This is a genomic window from Streptomyces sp. NPDC103540, assembly GCF_055584445.1.
On the sequence record NZ_JBVJMA010000005.1, the window covers coordinates 371,233 to 389,017 of the forward strand.

14 protein-coding genes, 1 tRNA gene and 2 pseudogenes are annotated in these 17,785 nt (G+C 70.8%); 3 read left to right on the plus strand and 14 right to left on the minus strand.

What is annotated here, in order from left to right; all coding sequences use genetic code 11:
• Window positions 1-9: 9 nt before the first annotated feature.
• The 13 genes from ACZ6ZI_RS15015 to ACZ6ZI_RS15075 all read right to left on the minus strand — a co-directional run bounded on the left by ACZ6ZI_RS15015 (window position 10) and on the right by ACZ6ZI_RS15075 (window position 14,613).
• The gene (locus ACZ6ZI_RS15015; RefSeq protein WP_469520218.1) at window positions 10-666 is read right to left on the minus strand and encodes an arsenate reductase/protein-tyrosine-phosphatase family protein; all 657 of its coding nucleotides are present in this window, start codon (window positions 664-666) and stop codon (window positions 10-12) included.
• Window positions 663-1,310: an L-threonylcarbamoyladenylate synthase gene (locus tag ACZ6ZI_RS15020; RefSeq protein WP_363053304.1), complete on the minus strand. Its 648-nt coding sequence runs from the start codon at window positions 1,308-1,310 to the stop codon at window positions 663-665. Before ACZ6ZI_RS15020 ends, ACZ6ZI_RS15015 begins: the two co-directional genes overlap by 4 nt.
• Window positions 1,311-1,356: 46 nt before the next feature.
• Entirely contained in the window at window positions 1,357-2,202 is an 846-nt protein-coding gene (prmC, locus tag ACZ6ZI_RS15025) for a peptide chain release factor N(5)-glutamine methyltransferase (RefSeq protein WP_249767811.1), read from the minus strand.
• A gap of 44 nt (window positions 2,203-2,246) precedes the next feature.
• Window positions 2,247-3,326: a peptide chain release factor 1 gene (gene prfA, locus ACZ6ZI_RS15030; RefSeq protein ID WP_469520221.1), complete on the minus strand. Its 1,080-nt coding sequence runs from the start codon at window positions 3,324-3,326 to the stop codon at window positions 2,247-2,249.
• A 119-nt stretch (window positions 3,327-3,445) separates the two neighbouring features.
• Window positions 3,446-3,664, minus strand: a complete 219-nt coding sequence (gene rpmE / locus ACZ6ZI_RS15035; RefSeq protein ID WP_007266580.1) for a 50S ribosomal protein L31 — start codon at window positions 3,662-3,664, stop codon at window positions 3,446-3,448.
• Between the two features lie 202 nt (window positions 3,665-3,866).
• Window positions 3,867-4,964: an LCP family protein gene (locus ACZ6ZI_RS15040; RefSeq protein WP_469520223.1), complete on the minus strand. Its 1,098-nt coding sequence runs from the start codon at window positions 4,962-4,964 to the stop codon at window positions 3,867-3,869.
• A 314-nt stretch (window positions 4,965-5,278) separates the two neighbouring features.
• Window positions 5,279-7,351, minus strand: coding sequence for a transcription termination factor Rho (gene rho, locus ACZ6ZI_RS15045; protein ID WP_469520226.1), 2,073 nt, complete (start codon window positions 7,349-7,351; stop codon window positions 5,279-5,281).
• Between the two features lie 416 nt (window positions 7,352-7,767).
• Window positions 7,768-8,706: a homoserine kinase gene (gene thrB, locus ACZ6ZI_RS15050; RefSeq protein WP_469520229.1), complete on the minus strand. Its 939-nt coding sequence runs from the start codon at window positions 8,704-8,706 to the stop codon at window positions 7,768-7,770.
• A 328-nt stretch (window positions 8,707-9,034) separates the two neighbouring features.
• Window positions 9,035-10,105 carry a threonine synthase gene (gene thrC / locus ACZ6ZI_RS15055; RefSeq protein ID WP_469520232.1) on the minus strand — a complete coding sequence of 357 codons (1,071 nt, stop codon included), beginning with the start codon at window positions 10,103-10,105 and terminating at the stop codon, window positions 9,035-9,037.
• 6 nt (window positions 10,106-10,111) lie between these two features.
• Window positions 10,112-11,401, minus strand: coding sequence for a homoserine dehydrogenase (locus tag ACZ6ZI_RS15060; RefSeq protein ID WP_363053432.1), 1,290 nt, complete (start codon window positions 11,399-11,401; stop codon window positions 10,112-10,114).
• Between the two features lie 159 nt (window positions 11,402-11,560).
• Window positions 11,561-12,952, minus strand: coding sequence for a diaminopimelate decarboxylase (gene lysA / locus ACZ6ZI_RS15065; RefSeq protein WP_363053298.1), 1,392 nt, complete (start codon window positions 12,950-12,952; stop codon window positions 11,561-11,563).
• A gap of 19 nt (window positions 12,953-12,971) precedes the next feature.
• Window positions 12,972-14,009 (minus strand): ArgS-related anticodon-binding protein NrtL, encoded by a 1,038-nt coding sequence (gene nrtL / locus ACZ6ZI_RS15070; RefSeq protein WP_469520234.1) that lies wholly within the window; start codon window positions 14,007-14,009, stop codon window positions 12,972-12,974.
• A 133-nt stretch (window positions 14,010-14,142) separates the two neighbouring features.
• A complete protein-coding gene (locus ACZ6ZI_RS15075) occupies window positions 14,143-14,613 on the minus strand; it encodes a response regulator (RefSeq protein WP_469520594.1) in 471 nt (156 codons plus the stop codon).
• A 106-nt stretch (window positions 14,614-14,719) separates the two neighbouring features.
• Between ACZ6ZI_RS15075 and ACZ6ZI_RS15080 the strand changes: the two genes are divergently transcribed.
• From ACZ6ZI_RS15080 to ACZ6ZI_RS15090, 3 genes and pseudogenes are all read left to right on the plus strand, one after another.
• Window positions 14,720-14,791 (plus strand) — tRNA-Arg (locus tag ACZ6ZI_RS15080).
• A 318-nt stretch (window positions 14,792-15,109) separates the two neighbouring features.
• Window positions 15,110-15,606: pseudogene (locus ACZ6ZI_RS15085) on the plus strand (UTRA domain-containing protein); the annotation flags it as partial.
• Window positions 15,603-16,284, plus strand: a pseudogene (locus tag ACZ6ZI_RS15090) (YdcF family protein). The pseudogenes ACZ6ZI_RS15085 and ACZ6ZI_RS15090, both read left to right, overlap by 4 nt.
• Here ACZ6ZI_RS15090 and ACZ6ZI_RS15095 read toward each other — a convergent pair.
• Entirely contained in the window at window positions 16,257-16,796 is a 540-nt protein-coding gene (locus tag ACZ6ZI_RS15095) for a nuclease-related domain-containing protein (protein ID WP_469520236.1), read from the minus strand. The pseudogene ACZ6ZI_RS15090 and the gene ACZ6ZI_RS15095 sit on opposite strands and share 28 nt — an antisense overlap.
• Between the last annotated feature and the right edge of the window lie 989 nt (window positions 16,797-17,785).

Below are 17,785 nucleotides of genomic sequence, written 5' to 3' on the forward strand. Positions count from 1 at the left end.
CGCGGCGGTTCAGCGGGAGGCGGTGACGCCGGTCAGCGCGGTGACGACCGGGTCCAGCGCCTGGTTGATCTCGTCGCCGATGGAGCGGAAGAAGGTGATCGGCGCCCCGTACGGGTCGTACACCTCGTCGGCGTCGGCGCTCGGCGCCAGCAGCCACCCGCGCAGCGCCGCGGCGGCCCGTACGAGGGCCCGCGCCCGTTCGGCCATGCCCTCGTCCAGCGGCGGCAGCGTCGCCGGGTCTATCGCCCGCACGAGCCGCGTGAACTCCTTCAGCGTGAAGGTGCGCAGTCCCGCGGAGTGTCCCATCGAGATGACCTGCGCCCGGTGGTCCCGCGTGGCGGTCAGCACGAGGTCGGCGCGTATGACGTGCTCGTCGAGCAGTTCCCGTCCGGTGAACCCGGAGGCGTCGGCCCCGAAGTCGGCGAGGACGGCGGCGGCGTTCGCCTCCATCGGCGCCCCCTCGTGGCCCCACGTGCCGGCGCTCTCCACGATGAGGTCCCCGGCCGGGAGGCCTCCCAGCCGGTGGGCCAGGGCGTGGCGCGTCAGCCGCTCGGTGATGGGCGAGCGGCACACGTTGCCGGTGCTGACGTGGAGTATGCGGAAGGACTCTCCCCCGGCGGCGGCCGGAAGGCCCCCGCCGGCTATGCCACGCCCCTGAGGGCTCACGGGGCCACCTCGAGGTCGGGTACGACCTCCCGCAGCTGCTCGGCGGTCAGCGCGCCCGCGCGCAGCAGGACGGGAACCTTCCCGGTGACGTCGACGATCGACGACGGCAGGGTGCTGGGGGTCGGGCCGCCGTCCAGGTAGACGGAGACGGAGTCGCCCAGCATGGCGCGCGCGGCGTCGCAGTCCTCGGGCGCGGGGTGGCCGGAGAGGTTGGCGGAGGAGACGGCCATCGGGCCGACCTCGGTCAGCAGCTCGATCGCGACGGGGTGCAGGGGCATGCGGACGGCGACGGTCCCGCGCGTCTCGCCCAGGTCCCACGCGAGCGACGGCTGGTGCTTGGCGACCAGGGTCAGCCCGCCCGGCCAGAAGGCGTCGACGAGCTCCCAGGCCTGCTCGGAGAAGTCCGTGACGAGTCCGTGGAGGGTGTTCGGGGAGCCGATCAGCACGGGAGTGGGCATGCTGCGGCCCCGGCCCTTGGCGGCGAGCAGGTCACCGACGGCCTCGGCGCTGAAGGCGTCCGCCCCGATCCCGTAGAGGGTGTCGGTGGGCAGCACGACGAGCTCGCCGCGGCGCACTGCGGATGCCGCTTCGCGCAGACCCGTCTTGCGGTCCGTCGCGTCGTTGCAGTCGTATCGCCGGGCCATCAGCGGGACTCCTCGTGCAGCAGGGGGGTGGCGGTCAGGGGGGCGGTCACGGCAGGGCCTTGCGGGCCGTCGCGAAGCGCGGGCGGTTGTTGAGGTCGGGGTGGTCCGCGGCGTCGGCCCAGCCCCGCTCGTCCGCGAAGATCCACGGCACCTGGCCGCCCTGGGTGTCCGCGTGCTCGATCACGACGATGCCGCCGGGCCGCAGCAGGCGGTGGGCGGTGCGCTCGATGCCGCGGATGGTGTCGAGCCCGTCCTCGCCGGAGAACAGCGCCATCTCGGGGTCGTGGTCGCGGGCCTCCGGGGCGACGTACTCCCACTCGGTGAGCGGGATGTACGGCGGGTTGGAGATGACCAGGTCGACCTGTCCGTCGAGCTCGGGCAGCGCGCTGAGCGCGTCGCCCTGGTGGACGGTGACCCGTGAGCCCTCGGCGTTCTTGCGGGTCCACCGCAGCGCGTCCTCGGACAGCTCCACGGCGTGCACGCGCGAGCGCGGCACCTCCTGGGCCATGGCGAGCGCGATGGCGCCGGAGCCGGTGCACAGGTCCACGATCAGCGGCTCGACCACGTCCATGGCCCGGACGGCCTGTATGGCCCAGTCCACGACCGACTCGGTCTCGGGCCGGGGCACGAACACCCCGGGACCGACCTGGAGCTCCAGGTAGCGGAAGAAGGCGCGGCCGGTGATGTGCTGGAGCGGCTCGCGCGCCTCGCGGCGCGCGACGGCCTCCCAGTAGCGGGCGTCGAAGTCCGCGTCCTTGACGTGGTGCAGTTCCCCCCGTTTGACGCCGTGCACGAAGGCCGCGAGCTCCTCCGCGTCGAAACGCGGAGAGGGCACGCCGGCGGCGGCCAGCCGCTGGGTGGCCTGGGCCACCTCGGCAAGCAGCAAGTTCACGCTGGTCCTCCGGGCTGCTGTCGTACGGGGGGGGTGGAGCAGGGTCAGTGCGCGGCCGCGAGCTTCGCCGCGGAGTCCGTGTCGACGCAGGCCTGGATGACCGAGTCGAGGTCGCCGTCGAGCACCTGGTCCAAGTTGTACGCCTTGAAACCGGTGCGGTGGTCCGAGATCCGGTTTTCCGGGAAGTTGTACGTACGGATCTTCTCGGACCGGTCGACGCTGCGCACCTGGCTGCGACGCACGTCGGAGGCCTCCTGCTCGGCGGCTTCCTGGGCGGCGGCCAGCAGGCGGGAGCGCAGGATGCGCATGGCCTGCTCCTTGTTCTGGAGCTGGCTCTTCTCGTTCTGGCAGGAGGCGACGACGCCGGTGGGGATGTGCGTGATGCGCACGGCGGAGTCGGTCGTGTTGACGGACTGGCCGCCGGGGCCCGAGGAGCGGTACACGTCGATGCGGAGGTCGTTCGCGTTGATCTCGACCTCGACCTCCTCGGCCTCCGGGGTGACGAGCACGCCGGCGGCGGAGGTGTGGATGCGGCCCTGGGACTCGGTGGCCGGCACGCGCTGGACGCGGTGCACGCCGCCCTCGTACTTCATGCGGGCCCAGACGCCCTGGCCGGGCTCGGTGGCACCGTTGCCGCCCTTGGTGCGGACGGAGACCTGGACGTCCTTGTAGCCGCCGAGCTCGGACTCGGTGGAGTCGATGATCTCGGTCTTCCAGCCCACGCGCTCGGCGTAGCGCAGGTACATGCGCAGCAGGTCACCGGCGAACAGGGCGGACTCGTCACCGCCGGCGCCCGCCTTGATCTCCAGGAGCACGTCCTTGTCGTCACTGGGGTCGCGCGGGACGAGCAGCAGGCGGAGCTTCTCGGTGAGCTCTTCGCGCTGGGCGCCCAGCTCCTTGACCTCGGCGGCGAAGTCGGGGTCGTCGGCGGCCAGCTCCTTGGCCGTCTCGATGTCCTCGGCCGTCTGCTTCCACGCGCGGAAGGTGGCGATGATCGGGGTCAGCTCCGCGTAGCGCTTGTTCAGCTTGCGGGCGTTGGCCTGATCGGAGTGGACCGACGGGTCGGCGAGCTTCTTCTCGAGATCGGCGTGTTCGCCGACCAGTTCCTCGACCGCCTCGAACATCGGGTGCTCCTGTGGTGAAAGTCAAAAATGGGCTGGGCTGGGCGACACGACGACAAAGGCGCCGGTCCGGCCGCCCCCGCGTGGTCAGGGGGCGGCCGGTGACCGGCGCCTGGGTCGCGCTACTTCTTGGCCGCACCCTTGCCGAAGCGGGCCTCGAAGCGGGCCACGCGGCCACCGGTGTCGAGGATCTTCTGCTTGCCCGTGTAGAACGGGTGGCACTCGGAGCAGACCTCGGCACGGATGGTGCCCTCGGTCAGGGTGCTACGGGTGGTGAACGACGCGCCACAGGTGCAGCTGACCTGGGTCTCGACGTACTCGGGGTGAACATCGCGCTTCAAGGTGTCTCCTAGATTCGGGAGGGCGCCGGGTCGCAGGAGCCGAATTGCGCACTGCGTGAACCGGGGCCGACAGACCAGTCTGCCAGGACCGGGCCGCCTGTCAAAATTTTGGGAACGCTCACCTCAACGGGGACGGCGCGGCATCTATTCCGGCCGGCTCCGGGGCGCCTGGGGCGGGCCGGACGAGGCGCCCCGGCGCCGGTCACTGGACGATCGAGCCGGCCGTGCTCTTGTCACCGGAGGAGTGCTGGGTGGCCTCGGCGGGGATGGGGCGGTCGGCCAGCAGGGCGTCCCAGACCAGCTTGGAGTCCTTGGCCAGGGGCACCACGCGGTCCTTGTCGAGCGGGTCCCGTCCCACCGGCAGGGTGATCATGTGCATGTTCTCGGCGCTGATGCCCTGGAGGCCCTGGGCGAAGCCCGCGAGGGACTTCACGTCGCCGAGCGCCTTGTCGGTGGTGATCGCGCTGGTGGCGGAGTCCGCGAGGCCGTAGAGCTTCTTGGGGCTCTCGAAGACGCCGATGCCCTTGACCTGCTTGATCAGCGCCTTGATGAAGGCCTGCTGGAGCTGTATTCGGCCCAGGTCCCCGCCGTCACCGACGCTCTTGCGGGTGCGGACGAGGCCCAGGGACTGCTCGCCGTTCAGCTTGTGGGAGCCGGCCGGCAGGTCCAGGTGGCTGCCGTCGTCCTTGATCGGCTTGGTGGTCGTGAGCTGGACCCCGCCGAGGTTGTCGATGATCTTCTTGAAGCCGGTGAAGTCGACCTCGATGTAGTGGTCCATGCGGATCCCCGACATCGTCTCGACCGTCTTGACCGCGCAGGCCGCCCCGCCGATCGTGAAGGCCTCGTTGAACTGCGCGCGCCTGCTGCCGGGGTTGGTCTTGCCCTTGCCGGTGTCGCAGGAGGGTCTGGGGAGCATGGTGTCGCGCGGTATGGAGACCACACTGGCCTGCTTGTGGCCCTCGTAGAGGTGGATGATCATCGCGGTGTCGGAGCGGGCCGAGCCGCCGTCGTCGGCGCCGTACGCGCGGTTGGCCCCGTCGCGGGAGTCGGAGCCGAGGACCAGGATGTCCATCGAGCCGTTGTCGATGTTGGCGGGGCGGTCCTTGCCGAGGGCCCCGTCGATGTCGACGCTCTTCAGGTTGCCGTTGAGCTTGAAGTAGACCCATCCGAGACCGAGGCCGCCGAGCAGGACCACGCCCGCCGCGATCCAGGCGGCGAGGGTGAGGCCCCGGCGGCGCGGCGGTTTCCGTCGGCGCCGGGTGGCGGCACGCCGGCCGCGGCCCCTGGTTTCCTCGCTCATGCTCTCCTCAGTCCTGCCGTTCGGTGACCCGCTGCTCTTTCACTCAGACGGACGAGCGGGTTCCAGGGTTCCACGGCGCGCGGAGCGGGCGGAAACTCGCCGGGCCGGCGCCCCCTCGCGGACGACCGGCGCGTGATCGCCCGCTCACCTGCGGTTTCGACGAGGTCGCGCGGGGGCTCACGAGGGCCGCGCGCCGCTCGTCGATGTGTCGAACGTCGCAGGTGAGCACGACGCGCGACGCACGACGCACGACCGCCCCCGCCGCGGAGTGCGGCGGGGGCGGTCGCGTGGTGACGGTCGCGTGCGACGTCCGGTCAGTCGTCGTTCTTGCCGGCCGGGGTCGTCTTGGCGATCTGCATCAGGAACTCGGCGTTCGACTTCGTCTGCTTCATCTTGTCGAGCAGCAGCTCGATCGCCTGCTGCGAGTCGAGCGCGTGCAGCACCCGGCGCAGCTTCCAGACGATGGCGAGCTCCTCGCTGTTGAGGAGGATCTCCTCCTTGCGGGTGCCCGACGGGTCGACGTCGACGGCCGGGAAGATGCGCTTGTCGGCGAGCTTGCGGTCGAGCTTGAGCTCCATGTTGCCGGTGCCCTTGAACTCCTCGAAGATCACCTCGTCCATGCGCGAGCCGGTGTCGACGAGCGCGGTGGCCAGGATGGTCAGCGAACCGCCGTCCTCGATGTTGCGCGCGGCACCGAAGAAGCGCTTCGGCGGGTACAGCGCGGTCGAGTCGACACCACCGGACAGGATGCGGCCGGAGGCGGGCGCCGCGAGGTTGTACGCGCGGCCCAGACGGGTGATGGAGTCGAGCAGGACGACCACGTCGTGACCCAGCTCGACGAGACGCTTGGCGCGCTCGATGGCCAGCTCGGCGACGGTGGTGTGGTCCTCGGCCGGACGGTCGAAGGTCGAGGAGATGACCTCGCCCTTGACCGACCGCTGCATGTCGGTGACCTCTTCCGGACGCTCGTCGACCAGGACGACCATCAGGTGGCACTCGGGGTTGTTGGTGGTGATCGCGTTGGCGATCGCCTGCATGATCATGGTCTTGCCGGTCTTCGGCGGGGCCACGATCAGACCGCGCTGCCCCTTTCCGATCGGCGACACGAGGTCGATGATGCGGGTGGTCAGCACGCCCGGGTCGGTCTCCAGACGGAGCCGGTCCTGCGGGTAGAGCGGGGTCAGCTTCTGGAACTCCGGCCGGCCGCGGCCGGATTCGGGCGCCATACCGTTGACGGAGTCCAGGCGCACGAGCGCGTTGAACTTCTCGCGGCGCTCGCCGTCCTTGGGCTGACGGACCGCACCGGTGGTGTGGTCGCCCTTGCGCAGACCGGCCTTGCGGACCTGGGCGAGGGAGACGTACACGTCGTTCGGGCCGGGCAGGTAGCCCGAGGTCCGGATGAACGCGTAGTTGTCGAGGATGTCGAGGATGCCCGCGACGGGGATCAGCACGTCGTCGTCGGCGACCTGCGGCTCGTTCGGCGCGAACTCGTCGCGGCCACGACGACCGCGGCGGTCGCGGTAACGGCCGCGACGGCCGCGACGGCCGTCCTCGCCGTCGAAGTCGTCCTGGGGGCCGTTGTCCTGACGACCCTGCCGGCCCTGGCCGCCCTGGCCGCCCTGCTGCTGACGGTCGGCGCGGTCCTGACGGTCGGCGCGGTCCTGACGACCACCGCCCTGACCGCCCTGGCCGGCCTGGCCGCCCTGAGCCGCCTGGCCACCCTGCTCGTCGGCCTTGGCACCGCGCTCGCGACGACCCTGACGGTCACCGCGCTCGGCGCGGTCGCCCCGCTCGCCGCGGTCACGGCGGTCGCGACGGGTACGGCCCTCGCCGCCCTCCTGCGCCTGGCCCTGCGCGGACACCGCCGTGGCGGCCTCCGCCTTGGCCTCGGTCTGCGCGGCGGGGGCGGTCTCGGTCTTCTGCTCGACCTGCACGACGGCGGGGGCCGAGGACTCCGGGCTGCCCGAGGGAGCGGTCGCGCGACGGCGGCGACGCTCGCCCACCGGGGCGTCCTCGCTGGCCGGCTGACCCGGGATCTCGATCTGCGCCTGGACGGCGGGCTTCTCGGCGGGCGCGGCGGCCTCGCCCGTACGGGCCTTGCTGGTGGCGCGGCGCTTCGGCTTGGCCTCGGCGGCGTCCGCGGCGGGGGCCGCGGCCTTGGGGGCGCTGCCGCCCTGCGCCTCCTTGATGACCTCGATCAGCTGGCTCTTGCGCATGCGCGCGGTGCCCCTGATACCGAGGCCCGACGCGACCTGCTGCAGCTCGGCCAGGACCATGCCCTCAAGGCCGGTGCCGGAGCGGCGTCGCTTGGGTGCGGCGCCCGCGGCGGGAGCGCTGGTGTCGACGTTGGTGTCGGCAGCGCCCATCAGATCGGTGGTGTCGCTCACGAAGGGTCCTTCCCTGGAGCGGACGTCGGCCTGTCTGGCTCGGCGACCGGTTGTGCTGTCCGACAACGGTCCTAGGTGTGTGGACCGTGCCGGGGCGGTGGTCCGCCGGGAGATGTACGGCGGAAAGAAACGTGCGTGGTTCCGGCGAGAAGCCCCCGAGCTGGAAGCGTGGGAATGTCACGCCGATTCCGGAGCGTGCTCGAAACTGCTGGCAGCGATCAAAGCAGTCGGGGAGGCTCCCGGAAGAAAGGTGGTCCCGGATGGGGACACTGAGCACCGAGCCATGGCGGCTTCGGATGCGCACTTGAGATTAACACTACCGGATCCAACAGACATTCCCCCTCTCAATCACCGGCAATCGCCCCTTCCGCGGGCCGGCGGCCTGCCCGGCCGCCCGCCCGGACGGGGCCGTGTCGTCACGACACGGACTGCCCGCCCTGGGTGCCCAGCGGAAGGACGCTCGCGCCCGCGGTGTCGAGGGCGAGCCGGTTCGCCGCCCACCCCTCGCCCGCGAGCCGCGCGACCTTGTCGGCCGCGTCGTTGTCGACCAGCGCGAGGACCGTGGGGCCGGCGCCGGAGATGACCGCGGGGATGCCGTCCGCCCGCAGTCGGGCCACGAGCGCGACGCTCTCGGGCATCGCCGGGATGCGGTACTCCTGGTGCAGCCGGTCCTCGGTCGCGGGCAGCAGCAGCTCGGGGCGCCTGGTCAGGGCCTCGACGAGCAGACCGGCACGGCCCGCGTTGACGGCCGCGTCCACGTGCGGCACGGTGCGCGGGAGCAGGCCCCGCGCGGTCTCGGTCAGGACCGGGTTGGAGGGGACGAAGACCACCGGAACGATGGAACGCGCCGGCTCCATACGGATCGCCCGGGCGCTGCCCCCGTCCATCCAGGCCAGGCTGAAGCCGCCGAGCAGACAGGCGGCGACGTTGTCGGGGTGACCCTCGATCTCCGTGGCGAGCTCCAGCAGGGCCGCGTCGTCGAGCTTGGCCTCCCCGCCTATGGTCACGGCGCGGGCGGCGACGATGCCGGCGCAGATCGCGGCGGAGGAGGAGCCGAGGCCCCGACCGTGCGGGATGCGGTTGGCGCAGACGACCTCCAGGCCGCGCGGCTGGCCGCCCAGCAGGTCGAAGGCGGTGCGCATGGAGCGTACGAGGAGGTGGCTCTCGTCGCGCGGGAGGGTGTCGGCGCCCTCACCCGCGATGTCGACGTTCAGGCCGGAGTCGGCGACGCGGACGACCACGTCGTCGTAGAGCCCCAGGGCCAGACCGAAGGCATCGAAGCCGGGGCCGAGGTTGGCACTGCTGGCGGGGACGCGCACTCGTACGGCGGCGGCGCGGAACGCGGGACCTGCCATCGGTCGATGACACTCCTTGTGACTGTGCGAGATCTGGCGGCGGTGCGGGATCTTCGCTGCGAATGTACTGGAGAACGTACGACACCCGAAGGCCCTTGGGGCAGCACCGCGGTCATATGCGCGGTGGCGGATGTAAGTACAGCGTATCGAAGGAAGGTTCTCTCGCGACATAGGGCGCACAGGAGGCGCACGACGCGTGTCGCGGATGGCCCACCGGTTCACATCGGATTCCGTCGACTTTTGAGGTCGTACGGGCCGAGTTGCCGGGTTCCGGACACTTCCGGAACCCGGCAACGGGTGGCGCGCGGGGCCGCGGACGGCCCGCGGGTCAGATCAGGCCGAGCCGTACGGCGGCGGCCTCGGCGTCCACCGGAACGGTGACCGGCTGCGGAGCGCCGGCGACCGCCCAGTCGGGGTCCTTGAGGCCGTTGCCCGTGACGGTGCACACGATCCGCTGGCCCGGGTCGACGAGACCGGCCTCGGCCGCCTTCAGCAGACCGGCCACCGACGCGGCCGAGGCGGGCTCGACGAAGACGCCCTCCTGCGCGGCCAACAGACGGTAGGCGGCCAGGATCTGGCGGTCCGTCACCTCGTCGATGAAGCCGCCCGACTCCTCGCGCGCGGCGAGCGCGTAGTCCCAGGAGGCCGGGTTGCCGATGCGGATCGCGGTGGCGATGGTGTGCGGCTCCTTGACGACCTCGCCGCGCACGATCGGCGCGGAGCCGGAGGCCTGGAAACCCCACACGCGGGGCGTACGGGTGGCCAGGCCGTCGGCCTTGTACTCCTTGAAGCCCTTCCAGTACGCGGTGATGTTGCCGGCGTTGCCGACGGGCAGCACGTGAATGTCGGGGGCGTCGCCGAGCGCGTCGACGATCTCGAACGCGGCCGTCTTCTGACCCTCGATGCGCACCGGGTTGACGGAATTGACCAGCGCCACCGGGTAGTTGTCGGACAGCGCGCGGGCCAGGTCCAGGCAGTCGTCGAAGTTGCCGTCAACCTGCAGGATCTTGGCGCCGTGCACCAGCGCCTGGCCCATCTTGCCGAGCGCGATCTTGCCGCGGGGCACGAGGACGGCGGAGACCATGCCCGCGCGCACCGCGTAGGCGGCGGCGGAGGCGGAGGTGTTGCCCGTGGAGGCGCAGATGACGGCCTTGGCGCCGTCCTCCTTGGCCTTGGTGATGGCCATGGTCATGCCGCGGTCCTTGAAGGAACCGGTGGGGTTGGCGCCCTCCACCTTGAGGTGGACCTCACACCCCGTGCGCTCGGACAGCACCTGGGCGGGGACGAGGGGAGTGCCGCCCTCGCGGAGCGTGACCACGGGAGTGGTGTCCGTCACCGGAAGACGGTGACGGTACTCCTCGATGATGCCGCGCCACTGGTGGGTGCGATTGCTGCTCATGGGTCCTTACTCCCCTTCAACACGCATGATGCTGGCGACACCGCGCACGGTGTCCAGCTTCCGCAGCGCCTCGACGGTCCCGGAGAGGGCCGCGTCGGGCGCGCGGTGGGTGACGACGACGAGGGAGGCCTCGCCGTCCTTGCCCTGCTGACGGACGGTGTCGATGGAGACACCGTGCTCCGCGAAGGTCGTCGCCACCTGGGCGAGGACGCCCGGCTTGTCCGCCACATCGAGGCTGATGTGGTAGCGGGTGACGACGTCCCCCATGGGGCTGACCGGCAGCTGGGTGTACGCCGACTCGCCGGGCCCCGTTGCCTCGGCGAGCTTGTTGCGGCAGACGGCGACGAGGTCGCCGAGGACCGCGGACGCGGTCGGCGAGCCGCCCGCGCCGGGCCCGTAGAACATCAGGCGCCCGGCGGCCTCCGCCTCGACGAAGACGGCGTTGTACGCCTCGCGGACGGACGCCAGCGGGTGGGTCAGCGGGATCATCGCCGGGTGGACGCGCGCGGTGACGGACTCGCCGTCGGCGGCGCGCTCCAGGATCGCCAGGAGCTTGATGGTGCAGCCCATGCGCTTGGCGGAGGCGAAGTCGGCGGCGCTGACCTCGGTCATGCCCTCGCGGTAGACGTCGTCGAGGCGGACGCGGGTGTGGAAGGCGATGCCGGCGAGGATGGCGGCCTTGGCGGCGGCGTCGTAGCCCTCGACGTCCGCGGTCGGGTCGGCCTCGGCGTAACCGAGGGCGGTGGCCTCGTCCAGCGCCTCCTGGTAGCCGGCGCCGGTCGAGTCCATCTTGTCGAGGATGAAGTTCGTCGTGCCGTTGACGATGCCCATCACCCGGTTGATCTTGTCGCCGGCGAGGGACTCGCGCATCGGGCGGACCAGCGGGATCGCGCCGGCCACGGCGGCCTCGTAGTAGAGGTCCAGCCCGTGCTGCTCGGCGGCGGCGTGCAGGGCCGCGCCGTCCTGGGCGAGGAGCGCCTTGTTCGCGGAGACGACGGAGGCGCCGTTCTCGAAGGCGGTGGTGATCAGGGTGCGGGCGGGCTCGATCCCGCCGATGACCTCGATGACGACGTCGATGTCGCCCCGTTTGAGCAGGGCGGTCGCATCGGTGGTGACCAGGGCCGGGTCGATCCCCTCGCGGACCTTGGAGGGGCGACGCACGGCCACGCCGGCCAGTTCGACCGGGGCGCCGATCCTGGCTGTCAGATCATCGGCGTGCGTCGTCATGATGCGCGCCACCTCTGAGCCGACCACTCCACAGCCCAGCAGCGCCACCTTCAGCGGACGCGTACGCATCATTTGACCTACGCCTTTCGATCTTCTTCGCTCCCGGCGCGCGGTTTTGCGCGCCAGGTGTCAACCAGTCTCACTCAATGGACAGGACTTTCCATCCTCGGTCCATTGAGTGAGACACCTATTTTGAGGGCCGGAACCCCTGTTCCAGAAATATGGGTATCACCCCAGGTCGAGGCGCAGGAGATCTTCCTCCGTCTCACGGCGGACGATCACCCGCGCCTGCCCGTCGCGCACGGCCACGACCGGCGGTCGCAGCGCGTGGTTGTAGTTGCTGGCCATGGAGCGGCAGTAGGCCCCGGTGGCCGGTACGGCGAGGAGGTCCCCCGGCGCCAGGTCGGCCGGCAGGAACGCGTCCTTGACCACGATGTCACCGCTCTCGCAGTGCTTGCCGACGACGCGTACGAGCATCGGTTCGGCGTCGGAGACGCGGGAGACGAGGGTGACGGCGTACTCGGCGTCGTACAGGGCCGTGCGGATGTTGTCGGACATGCCGCCGTCGACGGAGACGTACGTCCGCAGCCCTTCGAGGGGCTTGATCGTGCCGACCTCGTAGAGCGTGAAGGCGGTGGGGCCGACGATGGCGCGGCCCGGCTCGACGGAGATGCGCGGCGCCTTCAGGCCCGCGCTCTCGCACTCGCGGGCGACGATCTCGGTGAGCGCCTTGGCGATCTCGTGGGGCTCGCGCGGGTCGTCGGCGGAGGTGTAGGCGATGCCGAGGCCACCGCCGAGGTCGATCTCGGGGAGCTCGACTCCGTGCTCGTCGCGGACGGCGGCCAGCAGGCGGACCACCCGCTTGGCGGACACCTCGAAGCCGGCCATGTCGAAGATCTGCGAGCCGATGTGGGAGTGGACGCCGAGCAGCTCCAGGCTCTCGTGCCCGAGCGCCCGGCGCACGGCCTCGGCGGCGGAGCCGTCGGCGACGGCGATGCCGAACTTCTGGTCCTCGTGGGCGGTGGCGATGAACTCGTGGGTGTGCGCCTCGACGCCGACGGTGACGCGGATCTGCACGGGCTGGCGCACGCCCAGCTCGCGGGCGATGTGCGCGACGCGCGCGATCTCCTGGAAGGAGTCGAGGACGATCCGCCCGACGCCCGCGGTCACCGCGCGGCGGATCTCTTCCTGCGACTTGTTGTTGCCGTGGAAGGCGATCCGGTCGGCGGGCATTCCGGCGGCGAGGGCGGTGGTGAGTTCCCCGCCGGAGCAGACGTCGAGATTCAGCCCCTCTTCCTTCAGCCACTTCACGATCGCCTTGGAAAGAAATGCCTTTCCGGCGTAGAAGACGTCGGCGTCCTTGCCGAAGGCGTGCGCCCAGGCGCGGCAGCGGGCCCGGAAGTCCTCCTCGTCGAGGAAGTAGGCCGGGGTGCCGAACTCCTGCGCGAGGCGGGTCACTTCGATGCCGCCGACGGTGACGATCCCGTCGTCGTTCCGCGTCACGGTCCGCGCCCAGACCTTTTCGTCGAGGGCGTTGAGGTCGGCCGGCGGCGGCGCGTAGTGGCCCTCGGGCAGGACGTCGGCGTGGCGGGGCCCGGCGGGATGGGCGGAACGGCTCATCGGTATCTCTCTTTACGGTTCACAGGAAGTCGGGTGCGTCCATGCCGAGGAGGGCCAGGCCGCCGGCCAGCACCGTCCCGGCGGCTTCGGCGAGGGCCAGCCGGGCGCGGTGGGCGGCCGAGGGTTTCTCGTCACCCGTGGGCAGGACCCGGTACTGGAAGTCGAGGAGGGCGTCGGCGACGGCGACCAGGTGCCGCGCGAGCCGTTCGGGCGCCCCGTGGTGGGCGGCGGCGTCGAGGACGAGGGGGTGGTCGGCGAGCAGCGCGAGCAGGCGGCGCCCTTCGTCGCCGGTCTCCCCCGGCTCCGCGCCCGCCTCCGCCCGGAACCCGAGGCGGGCGGCCTCGCGGGTCAGGGCGCGGGCCCGGGTGTGCGCGTACCGCACCTGGAAGAAGGGGTTGGAGTCGTCCTGGACGAGCAGGCCCCGGTCGAAGTGGGGGGTCTCGCGGGCCGGCACGGTGAGCATGGCCCAGGCGGCGGCGTCGGCTCCGAAGCGCGCGGGGGCGTCGAGGTCGCGGTGCGCGAGGGGGGCGACGCGCGGGGGCGCGGCGGGTCGGGGGGCGGCGGGGTGCGGCGCGGCGGGGTGCGGCGCGGCGGGGTGGGGCGGCGCGGTCTCCAGCGCCTGGCTCGCCCGGATCCGGGCGACGGCCCCGGCGACGACGCGCTCGCGCGGTCCGGCGGCGGGGTCGTCCGCGCCGGCGGAGTCGTACGCCCCGGTGGCGAAGCCGTACGACGGGCCGCGGTCGAGCACCTCGCGCACGAGGGCGGCGGCGGGGCGGGGGGCGAGGGTGAAGTTCAGGAACCCGGGGCCGGTGACCTCCACCCGGGTGATGCCGGGCTCGACGGCCAGCCGGGAGGCGAGCGCGCGGGCTACGTCGGCGGGGCGGTGCGGCGTCCCCTTCGCGAGCTGGAGGGCGGCGGGGCTGGCGTACTCCCCCACCCCTCCGGGACGCGTCCGCTCGACGACGATCCGCGCGGGCACGGGCCCGGACAGCTCCCCGTCCTCGACGGCACGGCGTACGGCGCGTACGACGGCACGAGAGAGGTCGGCGGGGATCACGGCACCCAGCGTAGGGGAGAAGGCTCCGGGTCACGCATCCGGTTTCGCCATGTGAACAGGTGCCCCGCGCAGCCCCTGCCCCTACCCCCTCCGCACTCCCCCTTCTTCCTCTCCCTCTCCCTATCCCTCGCCCTCAGCCCCTTCCGCGTCCGGCGGGGGCCCCTTTCCTCTCCCACCGGTCCTTGCGCTCCACGAGCCGCCGCACGACCCGGACCAGCTCGGCGGGCTCGAACGGCTTGGCGACGAACGCGTCCACCCCGGCGGCGATCCCCGCCTCGACCTCGTGCTGCGTACACGCGCTGACGATGGCCACGGGCAGGTGCCGCGTCCGCGGATCGGCCCGCAACCGCGCGGCGGCCCCGAACCCGTCGAGCCGGGGCATGACCACGTCGAGGGTGATCGCGTCGGGACACACCCGGTGGACGACTTCCAGGCACTCGGCACCATCGTTCGCGGTCACGACCTCGAAGCCCTCCAGCTCGAGATTGACCTTGATCAGCTGCCGGATGACCTTGTTGTCGTCGACAACAAGCACCCGGCGCGGGGCGCCTGACACCCTTCGAGAGTAGGTCGCCCTAAGCCCCCGCGTCCGGGTTTTCGCCACTTCCACCCCCTCCGGGCGACCGACCTCCCCCTCCGACCCGAATCCGTTCCTGATCACCCCGGGGAAGCTGGTAGTGTTCAACCCGTCGCCGCACAGCGAACGACACGCCCCCGTAGCTCAGGGGATAGAGCAACGGCCTCCGGAGCCGTGTGCGCAGGTTCGAATCCTGCCGGGGGCACTTCGCAGGAAGTGCCCGAAGACCCCGCCACCAGCGCGAATGCTGGAGACGGGGTCTTCGCGTATGTGCAGCCAACTGCCGCCGTGCGCACCCGTATGTCAGCGGCTGTGGACTATTCGTGGACAGGATCTTGGTCCATCGGCGCAGGTCACCCCGGGAACGACGAAGGGCCCGGACAGGTCCAGGGGCCTCGCAGCGTATCGCCACTCACTCGCGATCACTCGTACTCGCGCAGCAGATCTTCGATTCCCCCTCCCTCGCTGAAGAACCGCCTGCCATCGTCGGCGGTCCCGAAAGTGTCGAGGTGTTCGCGGAGGATCGTCACGACGTGCGTACCGTCGCAACGAGCAGACCCAGTCGGTCAGTCTCGTCGAGGCACCGCCCGAGGCTGCGGCCGCACACGGGCTACCGGCCGGCGCGCAGGTGTACGCACGCGCACGACTGGTGAAGGAGGGTGACCAGCCGACCCACACGCTCACCAGCTACTACCGGCCCGAGCACGTCGAAGGAACCCGGCTGGTGGATCCGACACCCGGTCCGGCAGGCGCGGCGGCGGATTCCGTGTTCTGTACGACGCCGGCTACGAGATCGACCACATGCAGGAGCGCATCTTCGCCCGCACCCCTACAGCCGACGAAGTGAGGCTCTTGCAGCTTCCGCAAGGCGAACCGGTAGTCGAACTGCACCGGACGACCTACACGGCCGACGGCACCGTGGTCGAATTCGCCCTCGGGGTGCACGCTGCCTCGCGCTTCGCCTGGGAATACGACTTCCAAGTACCGGACTCGGCGCAGGAGAGGGAAGGCCGGGACTGATCTCTACGCAGGACTGGGCAGACACCCGACTTCTCTGGGACTACCACCAGATGGGTCACTCTCCGAAGCCGTGCTCGGTAGCGATTGGCCTCGGCAGCACGACTTGGGCGTGGCCGAGACGGCGGTCGAACTCTACGAGCGCGGCATGGCTCCCCTGCTCGTATTCACGGGAGCCACCAGCCCGACAACGCGCCATCGGATGCCCCGCGGTGAGGCCGTCCACTACCGCGAGCGGGCGTTGGAACTTGGCGTCCCCAGTTCTGCCGTACTTGTCGAACCGCGAGCCCGAAACACGGGCGAGAACATCACCTTCTCTCGCGAACTGCTGCAAGAGGTCGGCGTCGACGTGTCCTCCATCCTGCTGATCAGCAAGCCGTACGAGGAACGCCGGGCGTACGCCACGGTGCGAAAGCTCTGGCTCGGAGTGGAGATCATCAGCGCTTCCAGCCCGATGACGCTGGACGAGTACGTCGACTCGATCGGCGACGCTCGGCTGGTCATCGACATGCTGGTCGGAGCATTGCAAAGGCTGTCGGTCTACCCGAGCAGGGATTCATGATCAGCCAGCACATCCCGGACGACGTGAACGCGGCGTACGAACGACTCTGCCGGCAGGGCTTCACGAGTCGCCTCCTGCGGGACGCTGCCGGTCAGGCGCGGAGCCAGATGCGTCGGTGACGAGCGACGCCGTAAACGTGCTCTACCTGCTCAGGCGTGAACGCCCCGGCGAGCGGCCCCAGCGCGGCCACCTCCCGCTCCTGGTAGACGCGGACGGCGTACTGCGTTGCTGCCCGATCCAGGGACGCGATGCCGACGAAGACCAGGACCGGTTCGACGGGAACCTCGAAGGCGCAGTACCGCCCCAGAACCTTCCGCACGAAGTCAGCCTCTGACTGGCTTGCCGCGGCGTACGGTCGGGGCGGCCCACCGTTGATCTTCGCCATGGAGTCGCCCACCCAGACCGAGGCACCCCGATGGTGCTTGGTGTTGACGGTGAACACCCCGCCGGGACCGATGATCAGGTGGTCGATGTCACCGCCGTTGCCCTTTTCGATCCCGTGAAGCACCCGCCAGCCCAGCGGGACGAGGCGTTCCAGCTCACGGCCCACCCGCCGCTCGCCTTCCAGGCCGGTGTACCAGCTGTCCCACTCGGAGGGTTGCCGCAGTAACTTCGCCTTCAGACGCTGCATCGTCGACGGCCCTCGTTCTGCGATCATCCCGACGACCCGGGAGCCGGGCCGGTTCCTTGCCAAGTCCTCGCTCGGGCTGAGGGGTGGGACTGACGCCGGCCGTTCGGGTCGGCGCGGTGGGGGTGCGGAGGCAGGTTGCCCTGACTGCCCGGGAGGCGCCGCGGGGCGGGTCTCACGAGTAGGCGCCGGAGTGGGACTGACGACGAGCCCGTCGCCAAGGTGAAGCCGCAGGAGTGCCAGAGCTTCGTCCTGGTACTTCGGAATCTTGATCGTCACGACCTTGGTCGCTCGATCCGCCCAAGCCACAGCCACACCGTCCGGCAGGTTCACGTAGAGCCGGTCCCTGCCATGCCTCTTCCACGGATGGACCGTCAGCTCGCTCATCAGCCGCCCCCTGCGTGCCGTCCCCACGTATATGCCAACAGGCGGTGGGCAGATCGGCAAGACCGCCGGAGCAGCAGGAGCTGTTACAGATTTCTCTACCTCATCAAGCACCCGGCTGCGCTCCGCTCCGCCGACGCCCGCCCCTGCGAGTGGGATAGACCCAAAGGCATGAGCCGAACTCCGCGGGCCGACGCTTCATCGCTCACCGATATGCCTCCGGCGGGGGCGCCGCGGGCGGGTGCAGGCCGTGGGTAGCTGGGGCGGGGAACTCCCATCCCATCTGCCATCGACCCAGGCAAGCCGAGCAGACACGGGTCCTGGCGTCCAGGTCGTTCGTACAGTGACGCGCTCCACCTGGACGCCAGGACCCGCGCCCGCTCCACATACGTGTGGGTCGACGGCAGACGGGATGGGAGTTGGGGGCCGAAGGTAGCGGGGCAACTACGTTTTGCGCGCGCCCTGTTGTCAGCGGTGGCCGGTATCCTACTGTCAAAATATGCTGCGACCACTAGATCTAGGGCCCTGACACTCCGTGCCTACTAGATGTAGTCCCGGCATAGTTGCTGACGGGCCATCCGAGGTGCTTCACTTATCAGGTCAACCCA

Excerpts from the sequence above, each read along its gene's own strand:
- ACZ6ZI_RS15020 (WP_363053304.1), bottom strand. The coding sequence starts at position 1,310 with ATGGCCCGGCGATACGACTGCAACGACGCGACGGACCGCAAGACGGGT.
- prfA (WP_469520221.1), bottom strand. The coding sequence starts at position 3,326 with ATGTTCGAGGCGGTCGAGGAACTGGTCGGCGAACACGCCGATCTCGAG.
- ACZ6ZI_RS15040 (WP_469520223.1), bottom strand. The coding sequence starts at position 4,964 with ATGAGCGAGGAAACCAGGGGCCGCGGCCGGCGTGCCGCCACCCGGCGC.
- thrB (WP_469520229.1), bottom strand. The coding sequence starts at position 8,706 with ATGGCAGGTCCCGCGTTCCGCGCCGCCGCCGTACGAGTGCGCGTCCCC.
- thrC (WP_469520232.1), bottom strand. The coding sequence starts at position 10,105 with ATGAGCAGCAATCGCACCCACCAGTGGCGCGGCATCATCGAGGAGTAC.
- ACZ6ZI_RS15060 (WP_363053432.1), bottom strand. The coding sequence starts at position 11,401 with ATGCGTACGCGTCCGCTGAAGGTGGCGCTGCTGGGCTGTGGAGTGGTC.
- lysA (WP_363053298.1), bottom strand. The coding sequence starts at position 12,952 with ATGAGCCGTTCCGCCCATCCCGCCGGGCCCCGCCACGCCGACGTCCTG.
- ACZ6ZI_RS15095 (WP_469520236.1), bottom strand. The coding sequence starts at position 16,796 with ATGCAGCGTCTGAAGGCGAAGTTACTGCGGCAACCCTCCGAGTGGGAC.